Origin of the sequence: Barnesiella propionica (assembly GCF_025567045.1) — a bacterium.
GTDB classification, from domain to species: Bacteria; Bacteroidota; Bacteroidia; order Bacteroidales; family Barnesiellaceae; genus Barnesiella_B; species Barnesiella_B propionica.
In genome coordinates this window covers 38324-54659 of record NZ_JAOQJK010000011.1, presented here as the reverse complement: position 1 = coordinate 54659, position 16336 = coordinate 38324, and the positions used below count along the sequence as shown (strand labels likewise).

16 protein-coding genes and 1 riboswitch are annotated in these 16336 nt (G+C 39.8%); all 16 genes read left to right on the top strand.

The window, feature by feature from the left end; translation table 11 throughout:
- Window positions 1–4 precede the first annotated feature (4 nt).
- The 16 genes from OCV73_RS13385 (at window position 5) to thiH (ending at window position 16326) form a co-directional block, all read left to right on the top strand.
- Complete coding sequence (locus OCV73_RS13385; protein WP_147552970.1) at window positions 5–1189, top strand: class I SAM-dependent rRNA methyltransferase; 1185 nt, start codon at window positions 5–7, stop codon at window positions 1187–1189.
- 29 nt (window positions 1190–1218) lie between these two features.
- Entirely contained in the window at window positions 1219–3261 is a 2043-nt protein-coding gene (locus tag OCV73_RS13380; RefSeq protein ID WP_147552968.1) for a dipeptidyl-peptidase 3 family protein, read from the top strand.
- 114 nt (window positions 3262–3375) lie between these two features.
- Window positions 3376–4053: a DNA alkylation repair protein gene (locus OCV73_RS13375; protein WP_147552967.1), complete on the top strand. Its 678-nt coding sequence runs from the start codon at window positions 3376–3378 to the stop codon at window positions 4051–4053.
- A gap of 270 nt (window positions 4054–4323) precedes the next feature.
- Window positions 4324–4800, top strand: a complete 477-nt coding sequence (locus OCV73_RS13370) for a Fur family transcriptional regulator (RefSeq protein ID WP_147552965.1) — start codon at window positions 4324–4326, stop codon at window positions 4798–4800.
- A 36-nt stretch (window positions 4801–4836) separates the two neighbouring features.
- The gene (locus OCV73_RS13365; protein WP_147552964.1) at window positions 4837–6111 is read left to right on the top strand and encodes an adenylosuccinate synthase; all 1275 of its coding nucleotides are present in this window, start codon (window positions 4837–4839) and stop codon (window positions 6109–6111) included.
- Between the two features lie 24 nt (window positions 6112–6135).
- Window positions 6136–7380, top strand: coding sequence for a DUF1015 domain-containing protein (locus OCV73_RS13360; protein WP_147552962.1), 1245 nt, complete (start codon window positions 6136–6138; stop codon window positions 7378–7380).
- 169 nt (window positions 7381–7549) lie between these two features.
- Window positions 7550–8074 carry an RNA polymerase sigma factor gene (locus OCV73_RS13355; RefSeq protein WP_147552960.1) on the top strand — a complete coding sequence of 175 codons (525 nt, stop codon included), beginning with the start codon at window positions 7550–7552 and terminating at the stop codon, window positions 8072–8074.
- Window positions 8075–8091: 17 nt separating this feature from the next.
- On the top strand, window positions 8092–9285 hold the full coding sequence (locus OCV73_RS13350; RefSeq protein WP_147552958.1) for a porin family protein: 1194 nt from the start codon (window positions 8092–8094) through the stop codon (window positions 9283–9285).
- 79 nt (window positions 9286–9364) lie between these two features.
- Window positions 9365–10111 (top strand): hypothetical protein, encoded by a 747-nt coding sequence (locus OCV73_RS13345; RefSeq protein WP_147552956.1) that lies wholly within the window; start codon window positions 9365–9367, stop codon window positions 10109–10111.
- Between the two features lie 168 nt (window positions 10112–10279).
- A riboswitch (TPP riboswitch) is annotated at window positions 10280–10378 on the top strand.
- 56 nt (window positions 10379–10434) lie between these two features.
- A complete protein-coding gene (gene thiD, locus OCV73_RS13340) occupies window positions 10435–11259 on the top strand; it encodes a bifunctional hydroxymethylpyrimidine kinase/phosphomethylpyrimidine kinase (protein WP_147552955.1) in 825 nt (274 codons plus the stop codon).
- Window positions 11260–11281: 22 nt separating this feature from the next.
- Complete coding sequence (gene thiS, locus OCV73_RS13335) at window positions 11282–11482, top strand: sulfur carrier protein ThiS (protein WP_147552953.1); 201 nt, start codon at window positions 11282–11284, stop codon at window positions 11480–11482.
- A 16-nt stretch (window positions 11483–11498) separates the two neighbouring features.
- Complete coding sequence (locus OCV73_RS13330; protein WP_147552951.1) at window positions 11499–12086, top strand: thiamine phosphate synthase; 588 nt, start codon at window positions 11499–11501, stop codon at window positions 12084–12086.
- Between the two features lie 7 nt (window positions 12087–12093).
- Complete coding sequence (locus OCV73_RS13325; protein WP_147552949.1) at window positions 12094–12720, top strand: thiamine phosphate synthase; 627 nt, start codon at window positions 12094–12096, stop codon at window positions 12718–12720.
- A complete protein-coding gene (locus OCV73_RS13320) occupies window positions 12717–13484 on the top strand; it encodes a thiazole synthase (RefSeq protein ID WP_147552948.1) in 768 nt (255 codons plus the stop codon). The genes OCV73_RS13325 and OCV73_RS13320 overlap by 4 nt, the downstream gene beginning before the upstream one ends.
- 16 nt (window positions 13485–13500) lie before the next feature.
- Window positions 13501–15198, top strand: coding sequence for a phosphomethylpyrimidine synthase ThiC (gene thiC, locus OCV73_RS13315; RefSeq protein WP_147552946.1), 1698 nt, complete (start codon window positions 13501–13503; stop codon window positions 15196–15198).
- A gap of 15 nt (window positions 15199–15213) precedes the next feature.
- Window positions 15214–16326: a 2-iminoacetate synthase ThiH gene (gene thiH / locus OCV73_RS13310; RefSeq protein WP_147552944.1), complete on the top strand. Its 1113-nt coding sequence runs from the start codon at window positions 15214–15216 to the stop codon at window positions 16324–16326.
- The last annotated feature ends 10 nt before the right edge of the window (window positions 16327–16336 follow it).

Below are 16336 nucleotides of genomic sequence, written 5' to 3'. Positions count from 1 at the left end.
AACAATGAAATATATCAAAATAACCCTTAAACCGGGAAAAGAAGAATCGTTCAAAAGATTTCATCCCTGGGTATTTTCAGGAGCTATTGACCGTTTTGAACGCCAGCCCGAGGAAGGCGATGTTGTCGAGATCATAGACTGGAAAGGAAATTTTGTAGGAACAGGCCACTACCAGATAGGAAGTATTGCTGTCCGTATCCTTTCATTCATGAAAGAAAATATAGACCTGGAATTCTACAAAAAGAGACTGAATGTTGCTTACCGGATGCGCCGGAGCATAGGACTTATAAACGGTGATTATAACAATACATATCGTCTCGTACATGGCGAAGGAGATAATCTTTCCGGACTAATAATCGACATATACGATAAAACAGCCGTCGTTCAGGCACATTCCCCCGGAATGCATTATGCACGCCACACTTTGGCACAGGCCTTAAAAGAAGTCATGGGTGACGCATTGCAAAGTATTTATTATAAATCGGAAACAACGTTGCCTTACAAAGCAGAGTTAGATCCCGAAAACGAATATCTTTTCGGAGAGAATGCCGGCAACATCGCAACTGAATACGGACTCAAATTTCATGTGGACTGGTTACGCGGACAAAAAACAGGTTTCTTTGTCGATCAACGGGAAAACCGCTCCTTACTGGAAAAATATTCAAAAGACCGCTCTGTCCTGAACATGTTCTGTTACACGGGAGGTTTCTCCTTTTATGCCATGAGAGGAGGTGCAAAGCTGGTACACTCTGTAGATAGTTCCGCTAAAGCAATAGATCTCACTTGTGAGAATGTCGAGTTAAATTTCCCGGGGGATAACCGCCACCAGGCATTTGCCGAAGATGCGTTCAAATACCTGGATACGATGGGAGACCAGTATGATTTGATCATACTTGACCCGCCCGCGTTCGCAAAACATAAAAAAGTACTGAATAATGCACTCCAGGGATACAGGAAACTCAATGCAAAGGCTTTCGAAAAAATTAAACCGGGAGGAATTTTGTTTACATTTTCCTGTTCCCAGGTAGTCAGCAAAGAGAATTTCAGGCTGGCTGTGTTCAGTGCCGCTGCACAATCGGGACGAAGCGTCCGCATCTTACATCAGCTTACTCAACCGGCAGACCATCCGGTAAATATATACCATCCCGAAGGTGAATACCTGAAAGGACTGGTATTATATGTCGAATAAAAAGAACTTAAACACAAAAACAACGTTATATGAAAAAAATCGCATGTACAATGATGGCTATAGCTACATTACTTTCGTGCTCTACTCAAAAAGCCGAAACGGACAAAGACGATTTCAATTATTCAGTTGAAAGATTCGCCGATCTGGAAGTACTCCGTTATAAAGTACCCGGATTCGAAGACCTGTCCCTTAAACAAAAAGAACTTGTCTATTATCTCACGGAAGCAGCTCTAAACGGACGTGATATTCTTTTCGACCAGCAAGGTAAACTGAATCTCGCTATCCGACGTACCTTAGAATCGGTATATCAGAATTACACCGGAGATAAAAACGACCCGGAATTTAAAGCTTTGGAAGTTTATTTAAAACAAGTATGGTTCTCCAACGGTATACACCACCACTATTCTACCGATAAATTTACTCCCGGTTTTTCTGAAAGTTTCTTTACCGAAGCTGTAAAATCGGTAGACCCGTCAACCTTGCCTGTAAAAGAAGGACAAAGTGTTGATAATTTATTATCGGATATCGTTCCCGTCATATTCAATCCGGAACTGCTGAAAAAACGGGTAAATCAGACAGAAGGCGAAGACCTTATACTTACTTCGGCCGGTAACTATTACGACGGAGTAACCCAAGTCGAAGTAGAAAATTTCTATAACAAAATGAAAGATCCGAACGATACGATGCCTATATCTTACGGACTTAACAGCCGTCTGGTTAAAAAAGACGGCAAAATTATAGAAGAAACTTACAAAATAGGCGGACTTTATACACAAGCTCTTGAAAAAATAGTTTACTGGCTGGAAAAAGCAGCCACGGTTGCAGAGAACGACCAGCAAAAAGCCGTTATTGAAAAACTGATAGAATATTATAAAAGCGGAAACCTAAGGCAATTTGACGAATATGCAATCTTGTGGGTTAAGGACCTGAACTCGGATATCGACTTTGTAAACGGATTTACCGAAAGCTACGGCGATCCCCTCGGAATGAAAGCCAGTTGGGAGTCCATCGTTAATTTCAAAAACAAAGAAGCATCGGAACGTACCCATGTCATCAGCCAGAATGCTCAATGGTTTGAAGATCATTCCCCTGTAGATAAACGGTTCAAAAAAGAGGAAGTAAAAGGTGTTTCGGCAAAAGTAATAACAGCTGCAATACTAGCCGGGGACTGTTATCCGGCAACCCCTATAGGCATCAACCTTCCTAATTCCAATTGGATTCGTCACATGCACGGTTCAAAATCGGTCACTATTGAAAATATAACAGAAGCTTACGACATGGCTGCTCACGGGAACGGATTCGCCGAAGAATTTGTATATGACGATGCTACAAGAGAACTGATGGATAAATACGGTTTTCAGGCCGACAATCTGCATACAGACTTACATGAATGCCTGGGACATGGTTCCGGAAAACTTCTCCCCGGAGTAGATCCTGACGCACTTAAAGCTTACGGATCCACATTAGAAGAAACACGCGCCGACCTCTTTGCCCTTTATTATATGGCCGATCCTAAAATAACCGAACTAGGATTGCTTCCTACTCCGGATGCTTACAAAGCAGAATATTATAAGTATATGATGAACGGCCTTATGACACAGCTCACCCGCATTATTCCTGGCAATAATATCGAAGAATCTCATATGCGTAACCGCCAGCTTATCGCCCGTTGGGTATATGAAAAAGGTCTTGACGATAACGTAATCGAATTTGTAAAACGAGACGGAAAGACTTTTGTCGTTATTAACGATTATGAAAAAATGCGTAATCTGCTGGGAGAATTGCTGGCCGAAGTACAACGAATCAAATCGGAAGGAGATTTGGAAGCAGGTCGGAAACTGGTAGAAAATTACGGAGTTAAAGTAGACCCGGCCCTTCATAAAGAAATTTTGGAGCGCTACGCAAAATTGAATATAGCCCCTTACAAAGGATTTGTAAATCCGGTATATACTCCTGTATATGACAAAAACGGAGATATTACCGATGTCACTGTTTCTTATGACGAAGGTTATGCTGAACAAATGCTTCGCTATTCCAAAGATTATTCTCCCCTGCCTACATATAATGAATAAACGGCCATCTTTAAAATTAATACAGAACCGCCCTGTCACCGACAAGGCGGTTTCTTTTTGTCATAATTGGAATTTATTATTACTTTGCATACGGCTTACTTAAACGACATGATCATGGACAATGAGATAAAAGAGATAAAACGGCGTTTCAGGCTTTCGATGAACGGTATAGTATCTGCTAGCATGCGGGAAAAGGGAATGAACTATAAAATAAATTTCGGCCTTACACAACCTCTCATCAAAGAAATAGCATCATCATACTCGCCAAATGAAGAACTGGCTGAAAAATTATGGGAAGATAAAGCAGTAAGAGAATCCATGATGCTGGCACCCTATCTTTATCCGGCAGAAAAATTTGATAAAGAGCATGCCTACAGGTGGATAAACGATATTCCTTATACCGAAATAGCAGACAGCTGTTGCAAAAATCTTTTCCAAAATCTGCCATTCGCAAAAGAGCTGGCACTCGAATGTATCCAGAATAAAGGCAATATGGCTATTTATACAGGCTATCGGTTAATTATATCTTTAATGATAAAAACAAATCATTTTTCTTCTACAGAAAACGAAGTGATAATAGCAAAAGGGCTTAAACAATGTATTTCCGGGAACCACATGACAGCCTTTATCTCATTGTCTTGTCTCAAACGGGGAATGAAAATAAAAAACTTCGCAGACAAACTGATTCCTGTCATATCAGAATGGGACAAAAATGGTAATACGAAACAAAAAAAGATTGCTGAAGACCTGTACTTAGAATATGAAATATGCAAAGAATATTTTCCGGAATAGATCATATCTTTTAATTATAAACAATTCAGAACCGTCACCACCATATAAATACGGTTATTATTATCATCAATATTATAATACTTTCAATAATATTGTTGAGTGACTTATTTTTTCTTCATAGAATGCAGACCTATCAAGATATATATTTAACAACAACACGTTTTTTACCAGAAATCCAATCTTCGTTTAAAATAAAAAGGATATTGCTTTCTTTTTTATGTTGTTCTTACCATAAAAAATACATAACTTTGTCGTCATACGATTACAGCTATGCCGGAAGACAAAACAAAAGAGTTGGTTAAACAAAAATTTACCCAATACCTGGAAGTCAAGAAGCTTCGGAAAACACCGGAACGTTTTGCCGTGTTGGAAAAAATTTACTCTATGAATGTACACTTTGATGTCTGTTCTTTGTACGAAATCATGACACAATGTGAATACAGAGTGAGCAAAGCCACCATCTACAATACTATAGGCCTGTTGGTAGACGCAGGGTTAGTCAGACAGCATCAGTTCGGTAATAATCCGTTACAGTACGAAAAAGCGTTCAACACAGCTAATCACCACCATCTTATATGCACTCAATGCGGTAGAATCAGAGAAGTAAAAGATCTGGATTTACTGAGTATCCTTAATAATAAAAAATTCAATAATTTCGTCACCTCATATTATTCCCTGTATGTCTATGGAATATGCAGCCGGTGTATGAAAGCCGAAAAGAAAAAGAATATACATAATCAAAAATAATATTTACAATCAAATAAGAATTCATTAAAAACAATTATGAAAGTTGACGTTCTTTTAGGATTACAATGGGGCGACGAAGGAAAAGGAAAAGTCGTAGATGTATTGACCCCCGGTTATGACGTTATAACACGTTTTCAGGGAGGTCCCAATGCCGGTCACACACTGGAATTCAACGGTGAGAAGTATGTATTACGGTCTATCCCGTCGGGCATATTCCAAGGTGGTAAAATCAATGTGATCGGTAACGGAGTCGTTCTGGACCCCATTTTATTCAAAGAAGAGGCTGAAAGTCTTGCTGCCAGCGGACATGATTTAACCAAGCACCTGTACATTTCCAAAAAGGCGCACTTAATACTCCCTACCCATCGTATACTGGACGCTGCATATGAAGCAGCCAAAGGCGACGCAAAAATAGGTACGACAGGTAAAGGTATCGGTCCTACTTATACCGATAAAGTGAGTCGTAACGGTGTAAGAATCGGAGATATATTTCTTGATTTCCAGGCAATATATAATAAAGCGAAAGAAAAGCATGAGAACATATTACATTCGCTTAACTACTCTTATGACCTGTCTGAACTTGAAACAAAATGGTTTGAAGCCATTGAATATCTGAAACGTTTTAACATCATAGACAGCGAACATGTCATCAATCGTTATTTGAAAGAAGGTAAAAGCATTTTGGCAGAAGGCGCACAAGGAACGATGCTGGATGTAGATTTTGGCTCCTATCCTTTCGTAACCTCTTCCAATACCGTTTGTGCCGGAGCTTGTACCGGATTGGGAATTGCCCCGAATAAAATAGGAGACGTATACGGAATTTTTAAAGCTTATTGTACACGAGTGGGCAGCGGACCTTTTCCCACCGAATTACATGACGAAACCGGAAAAAAGATACGGGCAATCGGGCATGAATACGGTGCTGTTACCGGACGCGAACGCCGCTGTGGATGGATAGATCTCGTTGCATTAAAATATGCCATTATGGTAGACGGAGTAACCCAGCTCATCATGATGAAAAGTGATGTTCTGGATGACTTCGAAACCATTAAGGCATGTGTCGCTTATAACATTAAAGGACAAGAAGTAACGGAATTCCCCTATTCTATCGAAGACAATAAAATAGAGCCTGTTTATGTGGAATTACCCGGCTGGAAAACAGATATGACAAAAATGAAAAGTGAAGATGAATTCCCCGAAGAATTCAATGCATATCTGTCTTTTCTGGAAAACGAACTTGAAGTTCCCATCAAAATCGTATCGGTAGGTCCTGACCGGGAACAAACGATCATCAGATATACCAAAGAATAACATAATCTCACATATCTATTCTATATGGCAAGGATCAAACCTTTTAAAGGGCTAAGACCCCCTAAAAACCTGGTAGAACAAGTAGCATCCAGACCTTATGACGTACTTAATTCCGAAGAAGCCCGGAAAGAGGCAGAAGGAAACGAAAAATCTTTGTATCACATCATTAAACCCGAAATAGATTTCGAAGCGGGAACCGACGAACATGATGAAAGGGTATATACGAAAGCCGTTGAGAACTTCAACAAATTCCAAAAGAACGGATGGCTGGTTCAGGATTCCGAAGAAAGATACTATATATATGCTCAGACTATGAACGGACATACCCAATACGGATTGGTGGTATGTACACACATGGAAGATTATCTGAACGGCATTATAAAAAAGCATGAACTCACCCGAAGAGACAAAGAAGAAGACCGGATGAAACATGTACGCATAAATAATGCCAATATAGAACCTGTATTTTTTGCTTATCCCGACCAGCCGGAATTAAATGAAATCATCAGCCGCATTACAACCCGGAAAGCTGAATATGACTTTATATCCCCCGACGGTTTTGGACACCATTTCTGGATTATTGAAGATAAAGAAACCATCGACCGGATAACTTCCATATTTGAAACTATCCCGGCACTATATATTGCAGATGGACACCATCGTACAGCAGCAGCTGCACTCGTAGGTGCTGAAAAATCCAAACAAAATCCGGATCATCGCGGAGACGAAGAATATAATTATTTCCTCGCAGTCTGTTTCCCCGAATCTCAACTGAATATTATCGATTATAACCGTGTCGTAAAAGACCTGAACGGGTTAACTCCGGATGATTTTATAAAAAAACTATCGTCTCATTTTATTGTTGAAAAAAAAGGAAACAATATTTACAGACCGGACCGGTTGCATAATTTTGCTTTATATATAGATGGAAACTGGTATTCCCTGACCGCTAAACCGGATACATACGATGACAATGACCCGATAGATATTCTGGATGTAACCATATCTTCCAATTTTATTTTAAGGGACATATTAGGTATAAAAGACCTTAGAAGCGATAAACGTATAGATTTTGTGGGTGGAATACGAGGTTTGGAAGAATTACAAAAAAGAGTGGACAGCGGAGAAATGAAAATGGCTCTCGCCCTTTACCCTGTATCCATGAAACAATTAATGGATATTGCAGACACAGGAAATATCATGCCACCCAAAACCACATGGTTCGAACCTAAACTAAGATCAGGGCTTGTTATACATAAACTAATATAACAATCACATCATAAAATATATAGAAAATCTAATGTTATTATAACAAACCGGCAGTTTCTCATTAAAATATATAAGAGAAACTGCTTAAATATTTTTACTCACCCATGCAGCATTTGCACTTTCTGTCGCATCTTATATATAACTGCGGGTTGAGGGAGTTGAAGAGAGAATGACCGAAAAAGAACTGATAAAAGCCTGCAAGAACAATGATGCCAAAGCACAAAGGATTCTGTATGAAACCTATGCGCGCAAAATGATGGGTATCTGTCTGCGCTATGCCAATAACAAAGAAATGGCTCAGGATATGGTACAAGACGGCTTCATAAAGGTTTTTACGGCAATAGGTTCTTTTAATCATGAAGGTTCTTTTGAAGGATGGATGAAACGTATCTTTATAAATACAGCTCTGGAAGAACTTAGAAAAAATGATATTCTGAAAGAATGTATCGATATCGACACTCCGGATTTACTGAAAGAACCCGACTATTCGGCTATCGAACAAATATCCGCGGAAGAACTGTTGGAAATAATTGCAGAACTTCCTCCCGGCTTCCGAACCGTATTTAACATGTTTGCGATTGAAGGCTATTCACATAAAGAGATCGCAGATGCTTTGGGTATTAACGAAAGTACGTCACGATCTCAATATACACGGGCAAAAAAACTGATACAAAAAAAATTAAATGAACTGTAAGAAAAGAACGACTCCCGATGGACGATAAAAGATTTGAACATCTTATTCAATCGAAATTAGCAGATTATGAGGCTAATGTTCCTGTAAATTTATGGGAATCTATCGAGAATGAATTACCACGTAAAAAGGTAGTTCCATTTCGTCGTATCTTATGGACATCGGCAGCCGCCATTATAGCAGGAATCGTAGGTATTAGTATTTTTACATGGGCTCCGGATTCGGTACCTCCACAAACAATAAAGCCGGTAGTATCTCTCTCTTCACCACAAGATAAGCCAACCCAGTTGGAAATACCGGAAAAAACAAGTCCCTCAAAAGTTTCGGGAACAGGACCTATATATAAAACAATCGCTTTACAAACAAAAGAAATTGTTCAAACCGAAAAAGTCAGTGATGCAAAAAAAAGTACTATATCGGTCAAAGAAAATTCTGTTGCTATAATAAAAACGGAGAATAAAGAAACCACTACAGAAGAAAAAATAAACCATAACGACAAACATACTTCCATAACGGACAAAGAATATGAACAGAAACTACAGGATTTTGAGAATGCCGGAAAAGTTTTGCCTGAAATAGAAACACAGAATAAAAAATCTTCATCAGGATTTACACTGAACCTGCTCGCTTCCAATACTATACCGGGAAATTCTGTCAATCACAACAATGGAAATTTTAAAAATATTCCTACATTAAGCAGTGCTCCTGTTTTAAAGTATACTCACAGAATGCCTATATCAGCAGGAATCACAGTTGAAAAAACCTTTGCTAAAAACTGGGGAATAGAAACAGGATTAGTATACAGTTACCTTCATTCCGATTATAAAACGGAAGACATGAGTTTGAAAGGAAAGCAGGAATTACATTATTTGGGTATTCCTGTCAACATCAACTACCGCTTTGCTCGCGTCGGTATTGTAACTTTTTACGCTTCGGCCGGAGGAAAAGCAGACTTTAATATAAGAGGTTCGCATAAAGATCTGAGTAGAAGTGAACAGTTCGAAGGAGAAGACTTCGAAAAATTCACAGATAATAAAACACAACTCTCCGTTCACTTTAAGTTGGGAGCATCTCTCACTTTTTACAAGATGTTCGCCGTTTATGCGGAACCCACAATGGGATATTATTTTGACAACGGTAGCGAGATCAAAAATATCTGGAAAGAAAAACCGCTTAATTTCGGAATTAATGTAGGTCTGAGAAGTAGTTTCTAATAATAGCGATGGCTCCTCTCCCTCCTACTAAAAACACCAAAACCAAATAATAGAATCAATATAGATGAAAGTAAAAAAGATGAAGAAAGTAATTTTATTATGCAGTATTATTATCTCCTCCGTTCTATTAACCGGCTGTATTGACGGCGGAAATAGTATGGCAGGATTAAGTTTAGGCAGTGTACAACGTACCGCAAACGGCATCCCCTATATACAATTGGATAATATGGATATAAAAATAAGCAGTAATGCATTTCAGCAATCCAATTTAAGTGGAGTAGATCGCGTAATTACCAGTTTTTCTGTCGATTATGACAAACAACCCAGCGGAAATAACTCTTATTTAGAAGCAACACTCGACTATGCTGCATTTGATAAATCCTACGTAAGGGATTTTTTCATGACAGAATATACCAGTGATACTATTCCGAACGCTGCATTAGTACAGCCATATATAACATACAGAAAAGATGATAATTTATTAAATCTATCATATGCCAAATATGAGGTAGAAAACGGAATAAAAGGTTCTGTTCAACTTTTCCGGAGCGGTAATTACGATACCGAACTTAATTCCGATACATTAGTACTGGTTTATGATAAAGGAGATGTTACTCCGGAAACAGAAAAAAAAGGGACAACAGTATCGGAATACATTTCATTCATATTACCGGAATATCCGACGAACAAAGAAGTCAATATAACATTGATTTTCAAAGCCAAATCTTTTAACGGATCAACGTCAACAAGCATAAGTAAAATTGATTTTCTCGGTAAACAAGAAACTTATATAAAGATTCCGTATTACAGACCCGAAAGTAATTAAAAAACTTATAACAATATTTCCGGCTTTTATTTTTTGATGTATATATTCGAGGGTTGTATCGTTTCTGCCGGTACAACCCTTTCTTTTTTTAATATGTTTTTTTTATAAACTACTTTGTATTTACACAAATTTAACTATGTAATAGTTCTTTTTTGCATATATTTGTGAGCGAAACAAGAGGGGTGCCAAATTTGAATATGGCTGAGATTATACCCTATGAACCTGAGACGGATAATACCGGCGTAGGAACATTGTTCATAGAATCTGTCAATTATTAAGCTATATTCAGCCTTCTGCTCCCTTCTATATAACCGATAGAAGAAATGAATACATATTTCAAATGCCTGACTATAGCTGGTTCTGACAGTGGAGGCGGAGCCGGAATTCAAGCCGATATAAAAACGATATCAGCTATTGGTATCTTTGCAACATCGGCGATAACAGCGATAACAGCTCAAAATACATTGGGAGTGACCGGTATACAACCGATTGCTTCTCATATCGTAAAAAAACAGATCGAAGCTGTTCTGGATGATATAGGAACCGATTCCATAAAAATAGGTATGTTGTATTCAGGAGAAATAGCCAGAACCGTTTGGGAAACTCTTTCTCGATACAAAATAAGACATATCGTTCTGGACCCGGTCATGATCTCAACATCGGGACATAAGTTAGTAGAAGACGAAGCTATAGAGATTATCAAGTCTGTATTAATGAAAGATGCGTCTCTTCTCACACCGAATCTGGACGAAGCAAGTTTATTAAGCGAAATTGACATAAACAATATTTCCGATCTATATCGCGCTGGAGAAATATTATTAAAAAAGGGTTGCAGGAATGTACTAATGAAAGGCGGCCATTTAAAAGGAACTGTAGTCACGGATATATTATTCTCTGTAGACCAACCTCCTATTGAATTGTCGGCCCATAAAGTGGAAACAAGCAACACGCATGGAACGGGTTGCACTCTTTCTTCCGCTATCGCATCATATTTGGCTTTAGGAAAAGCGATGCCGGAAGCTGTAACTTGCGCAAAGGATTTCATTAATCAGGCGATCATATCGGGAGCCGATGTAAAAATCGGTGCTGGTCACGGACCCTTAAATCATTTTTATGCACCTAATAAATTAAAAAAATATATTACCTAAAACTTGAAATTAATTTCTCATCATGAAAGTATTTTTGAATCATCAAGAAATCTGCGTCGGAAGCAGAGTAACATTAAGAGATCTCCTATTAGGGCAAAGCATATCATCCGAAGGTACAGCGGTAGCCGTCAATAACAGGGTCATACCGAAAGACGAATGGATGGATACATTCTTGAAAGACGGAGACAAAGTAACCGTCATTCAGGCAACCTGCGGAGGTTGATGCTATATAATAATCAATGAAAATTATAGGAATTACCACTGAATATATTTTCAACAACGAACAAAAGCTCATCACAGCTCTTTTAGAGGAAGGGCTGGATGTGCTCCATTTACGTAAACCTCATCATACAGAAGAAGAAACCGAAAAACTTCTGTTACGGATTCCGGATAAATGGTATGGGAATATTGTTATTCACGACCATTTCTCTTTGGCATCCAAATACTCCCTGAAAGGAATTCACCTCAATACACGACATAAAATCCCCCCTGCAGGTTTTTCTGGTAGTATAAGCCAATCCTGTCATACTTTAACCGAATTAAACCTATTTTCCAAAAGGGATTATCTGTTTCTTAGTCCCATTTACAATAGCATATCCAAACAAGGATATATATCTGCTTTTTCACCTTCTGTACTTAAACAAGCGTCTGCCGAAGGCATAATCGATCATCGCATCTATGCTTTGGGCGGAATAACTCCCGAACATATCCCCGAATTAAAAAGCTATGGTTTCGGAGGTGCCGCCTTTTTAGGCTATCTGTGGAACTTTAAAACGGTAGAAGGTGTTAAAATACAATTAAAACATATTCAAGAACAATTAAAATAAAAATATCATGTTACAGTTCATTACCCATCAAAACAACCAATATAGTACCATCGAAGGAGCAAAAGAAGCTCTGGAAGGAGGATGTAAATGGATACAGCTACGCATGAAAGACTCAACTATCGATGAGGTGAAAGCAACAGCTCTGGAATTAAAAGAGATATGCAAGAAATATGAAGCGCTTCTTATATTAGACGATCACGTCGAACTGACTGCAGAGCTGGAAATAGACGGAGTACATCTGGGTAAATACGACATGCCGCCTGCAGATGCCAGAAAAAAAATAGGCGAACAATACATTATAGGAGGAACCGCCAACACATTTGAAGATATTCAGCAACTGGTAGCACAAGATGTAGATTACATAGGGCTGGGGCCCTTCCGGTTTACCGAAACTAAAAAGAAACTAAGTCCTGTTTTAGGGCTGGAAGGCTACAAAAAAATCATGGAAGAATGTCGCAAACATGACATTAAAGTACCGGTAGTGGCTATAGGAGGAATTACAACGGAAGATATTTCCGATATCATGCAAACAGGTGTTTCCGGTATAGCCTTATCCGGTGCTATACTCAACTCCTCCTCACCCAAAACCGAAACAAGTAAAATTATTAATTTATTAAATAAAAACAGAAAATGAAAAAACTGATCATCGGCGGAAGAGAATTCTCCTCCAGACTTTTTATCGGAACCGGTAAGTTCAGTTCCAACCATACGATGGCCGAAGCTATAAAAGCATCCGGAACCGAAATGGTTACCGTAGCTATGAAACGTATCGACATGGACAATGCGAATGACGATATGTTGGTACACATCGACCGCAATACGATACAGTTGCTGCCAAACACATCTGGTGTACGGAACGCTAAAGAAGCGGTACTGGCAGCACAGCTTTCCAGGGAAGCTTTCGGTACAAATTTTATTAAACTGGAAATCCACCCCGACCCTAAATATCTTCTGCCCGATCCCATAGAAACTCTTAAAGCAACAGAAGAATTATCTAAAATGGGATTCATTGTACTCCCTTATATTCAGGCCGATCCCGTCTTATGTAAACGTCTGGAAGAAGCCGGAGCTTCAACTGTAATGCCTTTGGGTGCACCTATCGGTACAAATAAAGGACTTCGTACCAGAGACCTGTTGGAAATCATTATAGAGCAAAGCACGGTTCCCGTTGTGGTAGACGCAGGAATAGGGGCTCCATCCCACGCCTCGGAAGCAATGGAGCTCGGAGCCGATGCGGTACTTGTGAATACCGCTATTGCAGTAGCCGGGAATCCGGTAGCAATGGCCGAAGCTTTTAAATTAGCGACAATAGCCGGAAGAACAGCATACGAAGCCGGATTGGGCCGACAGGCTAAACATGCAGAAGCAAGCAGCCCTCTAACTTCTTTTTTGGACTAAATAATCAATAACACACATGAAAGTTAATAAAATAATCAAAGACTCTTATCCCGGCTCAGAAAAAATATATATCAAAGGAAAGCTGTTCCCTATAAAAGTAGGTATGAGAAAAATAAACCTTACCGACACAGTAAATATAGAGAACGGAGAACGAATTTTTATCCCGAATGCTCCGGTTTACGTATATGACACAAGCGGACCTTTTACCGATCCCGATATAGATGTAGATATTAATGAAGGATTACCACGCTTGCGTGAACCGTGGATCAAAGAACGGAATGATGTGGAACAATTAAACGATATCACTTCGGAGTATGGGAAAAACCGCAAAAAAGATCCGAAACTCTCCTCCATCCGTTTCAAAAATACGCATCTTCCATACAGAGCCAAAGCAGGTAAGGAAATCACACAAATGTATTACGCACGCCAGGGAATAATCACTCCGGAAATGGAATATATAGCCATCCGGGAAAATCTTCAGAATGAAGAATTAGGAATAAAAACCCATATAACCCCCGAATTCGTACGTCAGGAAGTAGCTGAAGGACGGGCCATTATTCCGGCAAATATCAATCATCCGGAAGCAGAACCTATGATCATAGGCCGCAATTTTCTGGTGAAATTAAATACGAATATCGGTAACTCTGCCCTTTCGTCAGGTATAGAAGAAGAAGTCGATAAAGCCGTATGGAGCTGCCACTGGGGGGGAGATACACTTATGGATCTGTCCACCGGAGACAATATACACGAAACAAGAGAGTGGATTATACGCAATTGCCCTGTACCTATGGGAACAGTTCCTATCTACCAGGCCCTGGAAAAAGTAAAAGGACGTGTAGAAGATCTTACCTGGGAAATATATAAAGATACACTCATCGAACAATGCGAGCAGGGAGTAGATTATTTCACCATACACGCCGGTGTACTCAAGGCTCATGCAGAACTCGTAAAAGAACGCCTTACCGGTATTGTTTCCCGGGGAGGTTCCATCATGACGAAATGGTGTATCATCCATAATGAAGAGAGTTTTCTATACACCCATTTTGATGACATTTGTGAAATATTAAAACAATATGATGTAGCCATATCTCTGGGAGACGGGATGCGCCCCGGCTCCATATATGACGCAAATGACCGGGCTCAATTTCTGGAACTGGACGTACTGGGAGAACTTACGCTCAAAGCCTGGAAACATAACGTACAAGTCATTATAGAAGGTCCGGGACATATTCCTATGCAAAAAATCAAAGAAAACATGGACAGGCAATTATCCAGTTGCCACGAAGCACCGTTCTATACACTCGGTCCTCTCACCACCGATATTGCACCGGGATATGACCATATCACTTCGGCTATCGGTGCTGCACAAATTGCATGGTACGGCACAGCTATGATATGTTATGTCACGCCTAAAGAACACTTGGGACTTCCTAACAGGGAAGACGTACGAAACGGCGTTATCGCGTATAAAATAGCAGCTCATGCGGCCGACTTGGCCAAAGGTCATCCGGGAGCTGAAATCCGAGACAATGCCATGGGAAAAGCGCGCTATGAATTCCGCTGGAAAGACCAATTCAATCTCTCTCTCGATCCCGAAAGAGCATTAGAATATTACAAAGAAGGTTCCGAAGCAGATGGTAATTATTGTACAATGTGCGGCCCTAACTTTTGTGCCATGCGACTCTCTCAAGACGTCACTAAATGTATCAAATAATTTAATGAGAACAAGATGAATTTTTCGGAAGAATTAGAAAAATATTCCTGGGAAGATACTACCCGGGAAATCCAAAGAAAGACCAGGGCCGATGTAGAAACGGCTCTGGGAAAAGAATACCTCCAAATAGACGACTTCATGGCGCTTATCTCACCGGCTGCGGCTCCTTATCTGGAAGAGATGGCACAACTTAGCAGAAAATATACACAAGAAAGATTTGGAAAGACCATACAAATGTATGTCCCTCTGTATATCACGAATTCTTGTATGAACCATTGCATTTATTGCGGATTCCAGCATAATAACCCCATTGCCCGGGTAATACTTAACGATGAGGAAATAATAAACGAATGCAAGGCTATACGGGCTCTGGGGCCATTCGAAAACCTGCTTATCGTCACCGGAGAAAATCCTCGCGACGCAGGTGTCGATTACATTGAAAATGCACTTAAATTAGCTCGTCCTTATTTTGCGAATCTCACCATAGAAGTCATGCCTCTTAAAAGTGAAGATTATTTCCGGCTTACCCAATCGGGTCTTAACGGAGTTGTATGTTTCCAGGAAACATACAACAAAGCAAAATATAAAACCTATCATCCTAAAGGTATGAAATCCATATTCGACTGGCGTGTGAACGGATTTGACCGGATGGGGCAAGCCGGAGTACACAAAATAGGAATGGGAGTACTCATCGGACTGGAAGACTGGCGGACCGATGTCACCATGATGGCATTACACCTACAATACTTACGTAAGCACTACTGGAAAACCAAATACAGTGTAAATTTCCCACGCATGCGACCGTCCGAAGGACACTTCCAGCCGAATGTGATCATGAGCGACCGGGAACTGGCACAACTTACATTTGCATTCCGTATATTCGACCATGACGTTGACATTTCGTTCTCCACCCGGGAAAACGCAAGGTTCCGCAATAACATTGCCACATTGGGTGCAACATCCATGAGCGCCGGATCTAAAACAGAGCCGGGAGGATATTACACATATCCCCAGGCATTGGAACAATTCAGCGTGAACGACGACCGTACTCCGGCACAGGTTGAAAAAGATATTCACGATATCGGTTATGAAGTAGTATGGAAAGACTGGGATCGTATCTTTGACTAAATTTCATATG

What these genes read in the sequence shown, in the direction of transcription:
- OCV73_RS13330 (WP_147552951.1), top strand. Translation starts at nt 11,499, where the DNA reads ATGAAAATTATAGGAATTACCACTGAATATATTTTCAACAACGAACAA.
- OCV73_RS13370 (WP_147552965.1), top strand. Translation starts at nt 4,324, where the DNA reads ATGCCGGAAGACAAAACAAAAGAGTTGGTTAAACAAAAATTTACCCAA.
- OCV73_RS13355 (WP_147552960.1), top strand. Translation starts at nt 7,550, where the DNA reads ATGACCGAAAAAGAACTGATAAAAGCCTGCAAGAACAATGATGCCAAA.
- OCV73_RS13345 (WP_147552956.1), top strand. Translation starts at nt 9,365, where the DNA reads ATGAAGAAAGTAATTTTATTATGCAGTATTATTATCTCCTCCGTTCTA.
- OCV73_RS13385 (WP_147552970.1), top strand. Translation starts at nt 5, where the DNA reads ATGAAATATATCAAAATAACCCTTAAACCGGGAAAAGAAGAATCGTTC.
- thiD (WP_147552955.1), top strand. Translation starts at nt 10,435, where the DNA reads ATGAATACATATTTCAAATGCCTGACTATAGCTGGTTCTGACAGTGGA.
- OCV73_RS13380 (WP_147552968.1), top strand. Translation starts at nt 1,219, where the DNA reads ATGAAAAAAATCGCATGTACAATGATGGCTATAGCTACATTACTTTCG.
- OCV73_RS13375 (WP_147552967.1), top strand. Translation starts at nt 3,376, where the DNA reads ATGGACAATGAGATAAAAGAGATAAAACGGCGTTTCAGGCTTTCGATG.
- OCV73_RS13365 (WP_147552964.1), top strand. Translation starts at nt 4,837, where the DNA reads ATGAAAGTTGACGTTCTTTTAGGATTACAATGGGGCGACGAAGGAAAA.
- thiS (WP_147552953.1), top strand. Translation starts at nt 11,282, where the DNA reads ATGAAAGTATTTTTGAATCATCAAGAAATCTGCGTCGGAAGCAGAGTA.
- OCV73_RS13320 (WP_147552948.1), top strand. Translation starts at nt 12,717, where the DNA reads ATGAAAAAACTGATCATCGGCGGAAGAGAATTCTCCTCCAGACTTTTT.
- OCV73_RS13325 (WP_147552949.1), top strand. Translation starts at nt 12,094, where the DNA reads ATGTTACAGTTCATTACCCATCAAAACAACCAATATAGTACCATCGAA.
- OCV73_RS13360 (WP_147552962.1), top strand. Translation starts at nt 6,136, where the DNA reads ATGGCAAGGATCAAACCTTTTAAAGGGCTAAGACCCCCTAAAAACCTG.
- thiH (WP_147552944.1), top strand. Translation starts at nt 15,214, where the DNA reads ATGAATTTTTCGGAAGAATTAGAAAAATATTCCTGGGAAGATACTACC.
- thiC (WP_147552946.1), top strand. Translation starts at nt 13,501, where the DNA reads ATGAAAGTTAATAAAATAATCAAAGACTCTTATCCCGGCTCAGAAAAA.
- OCV73_RS13350 (WP_147552958.1), top strand. Translation starts at nt 8,092, where the DNA reads ATGGACGATAAAAGATTTGAACATCTTATTCAATCGAAATTAGCAGAT.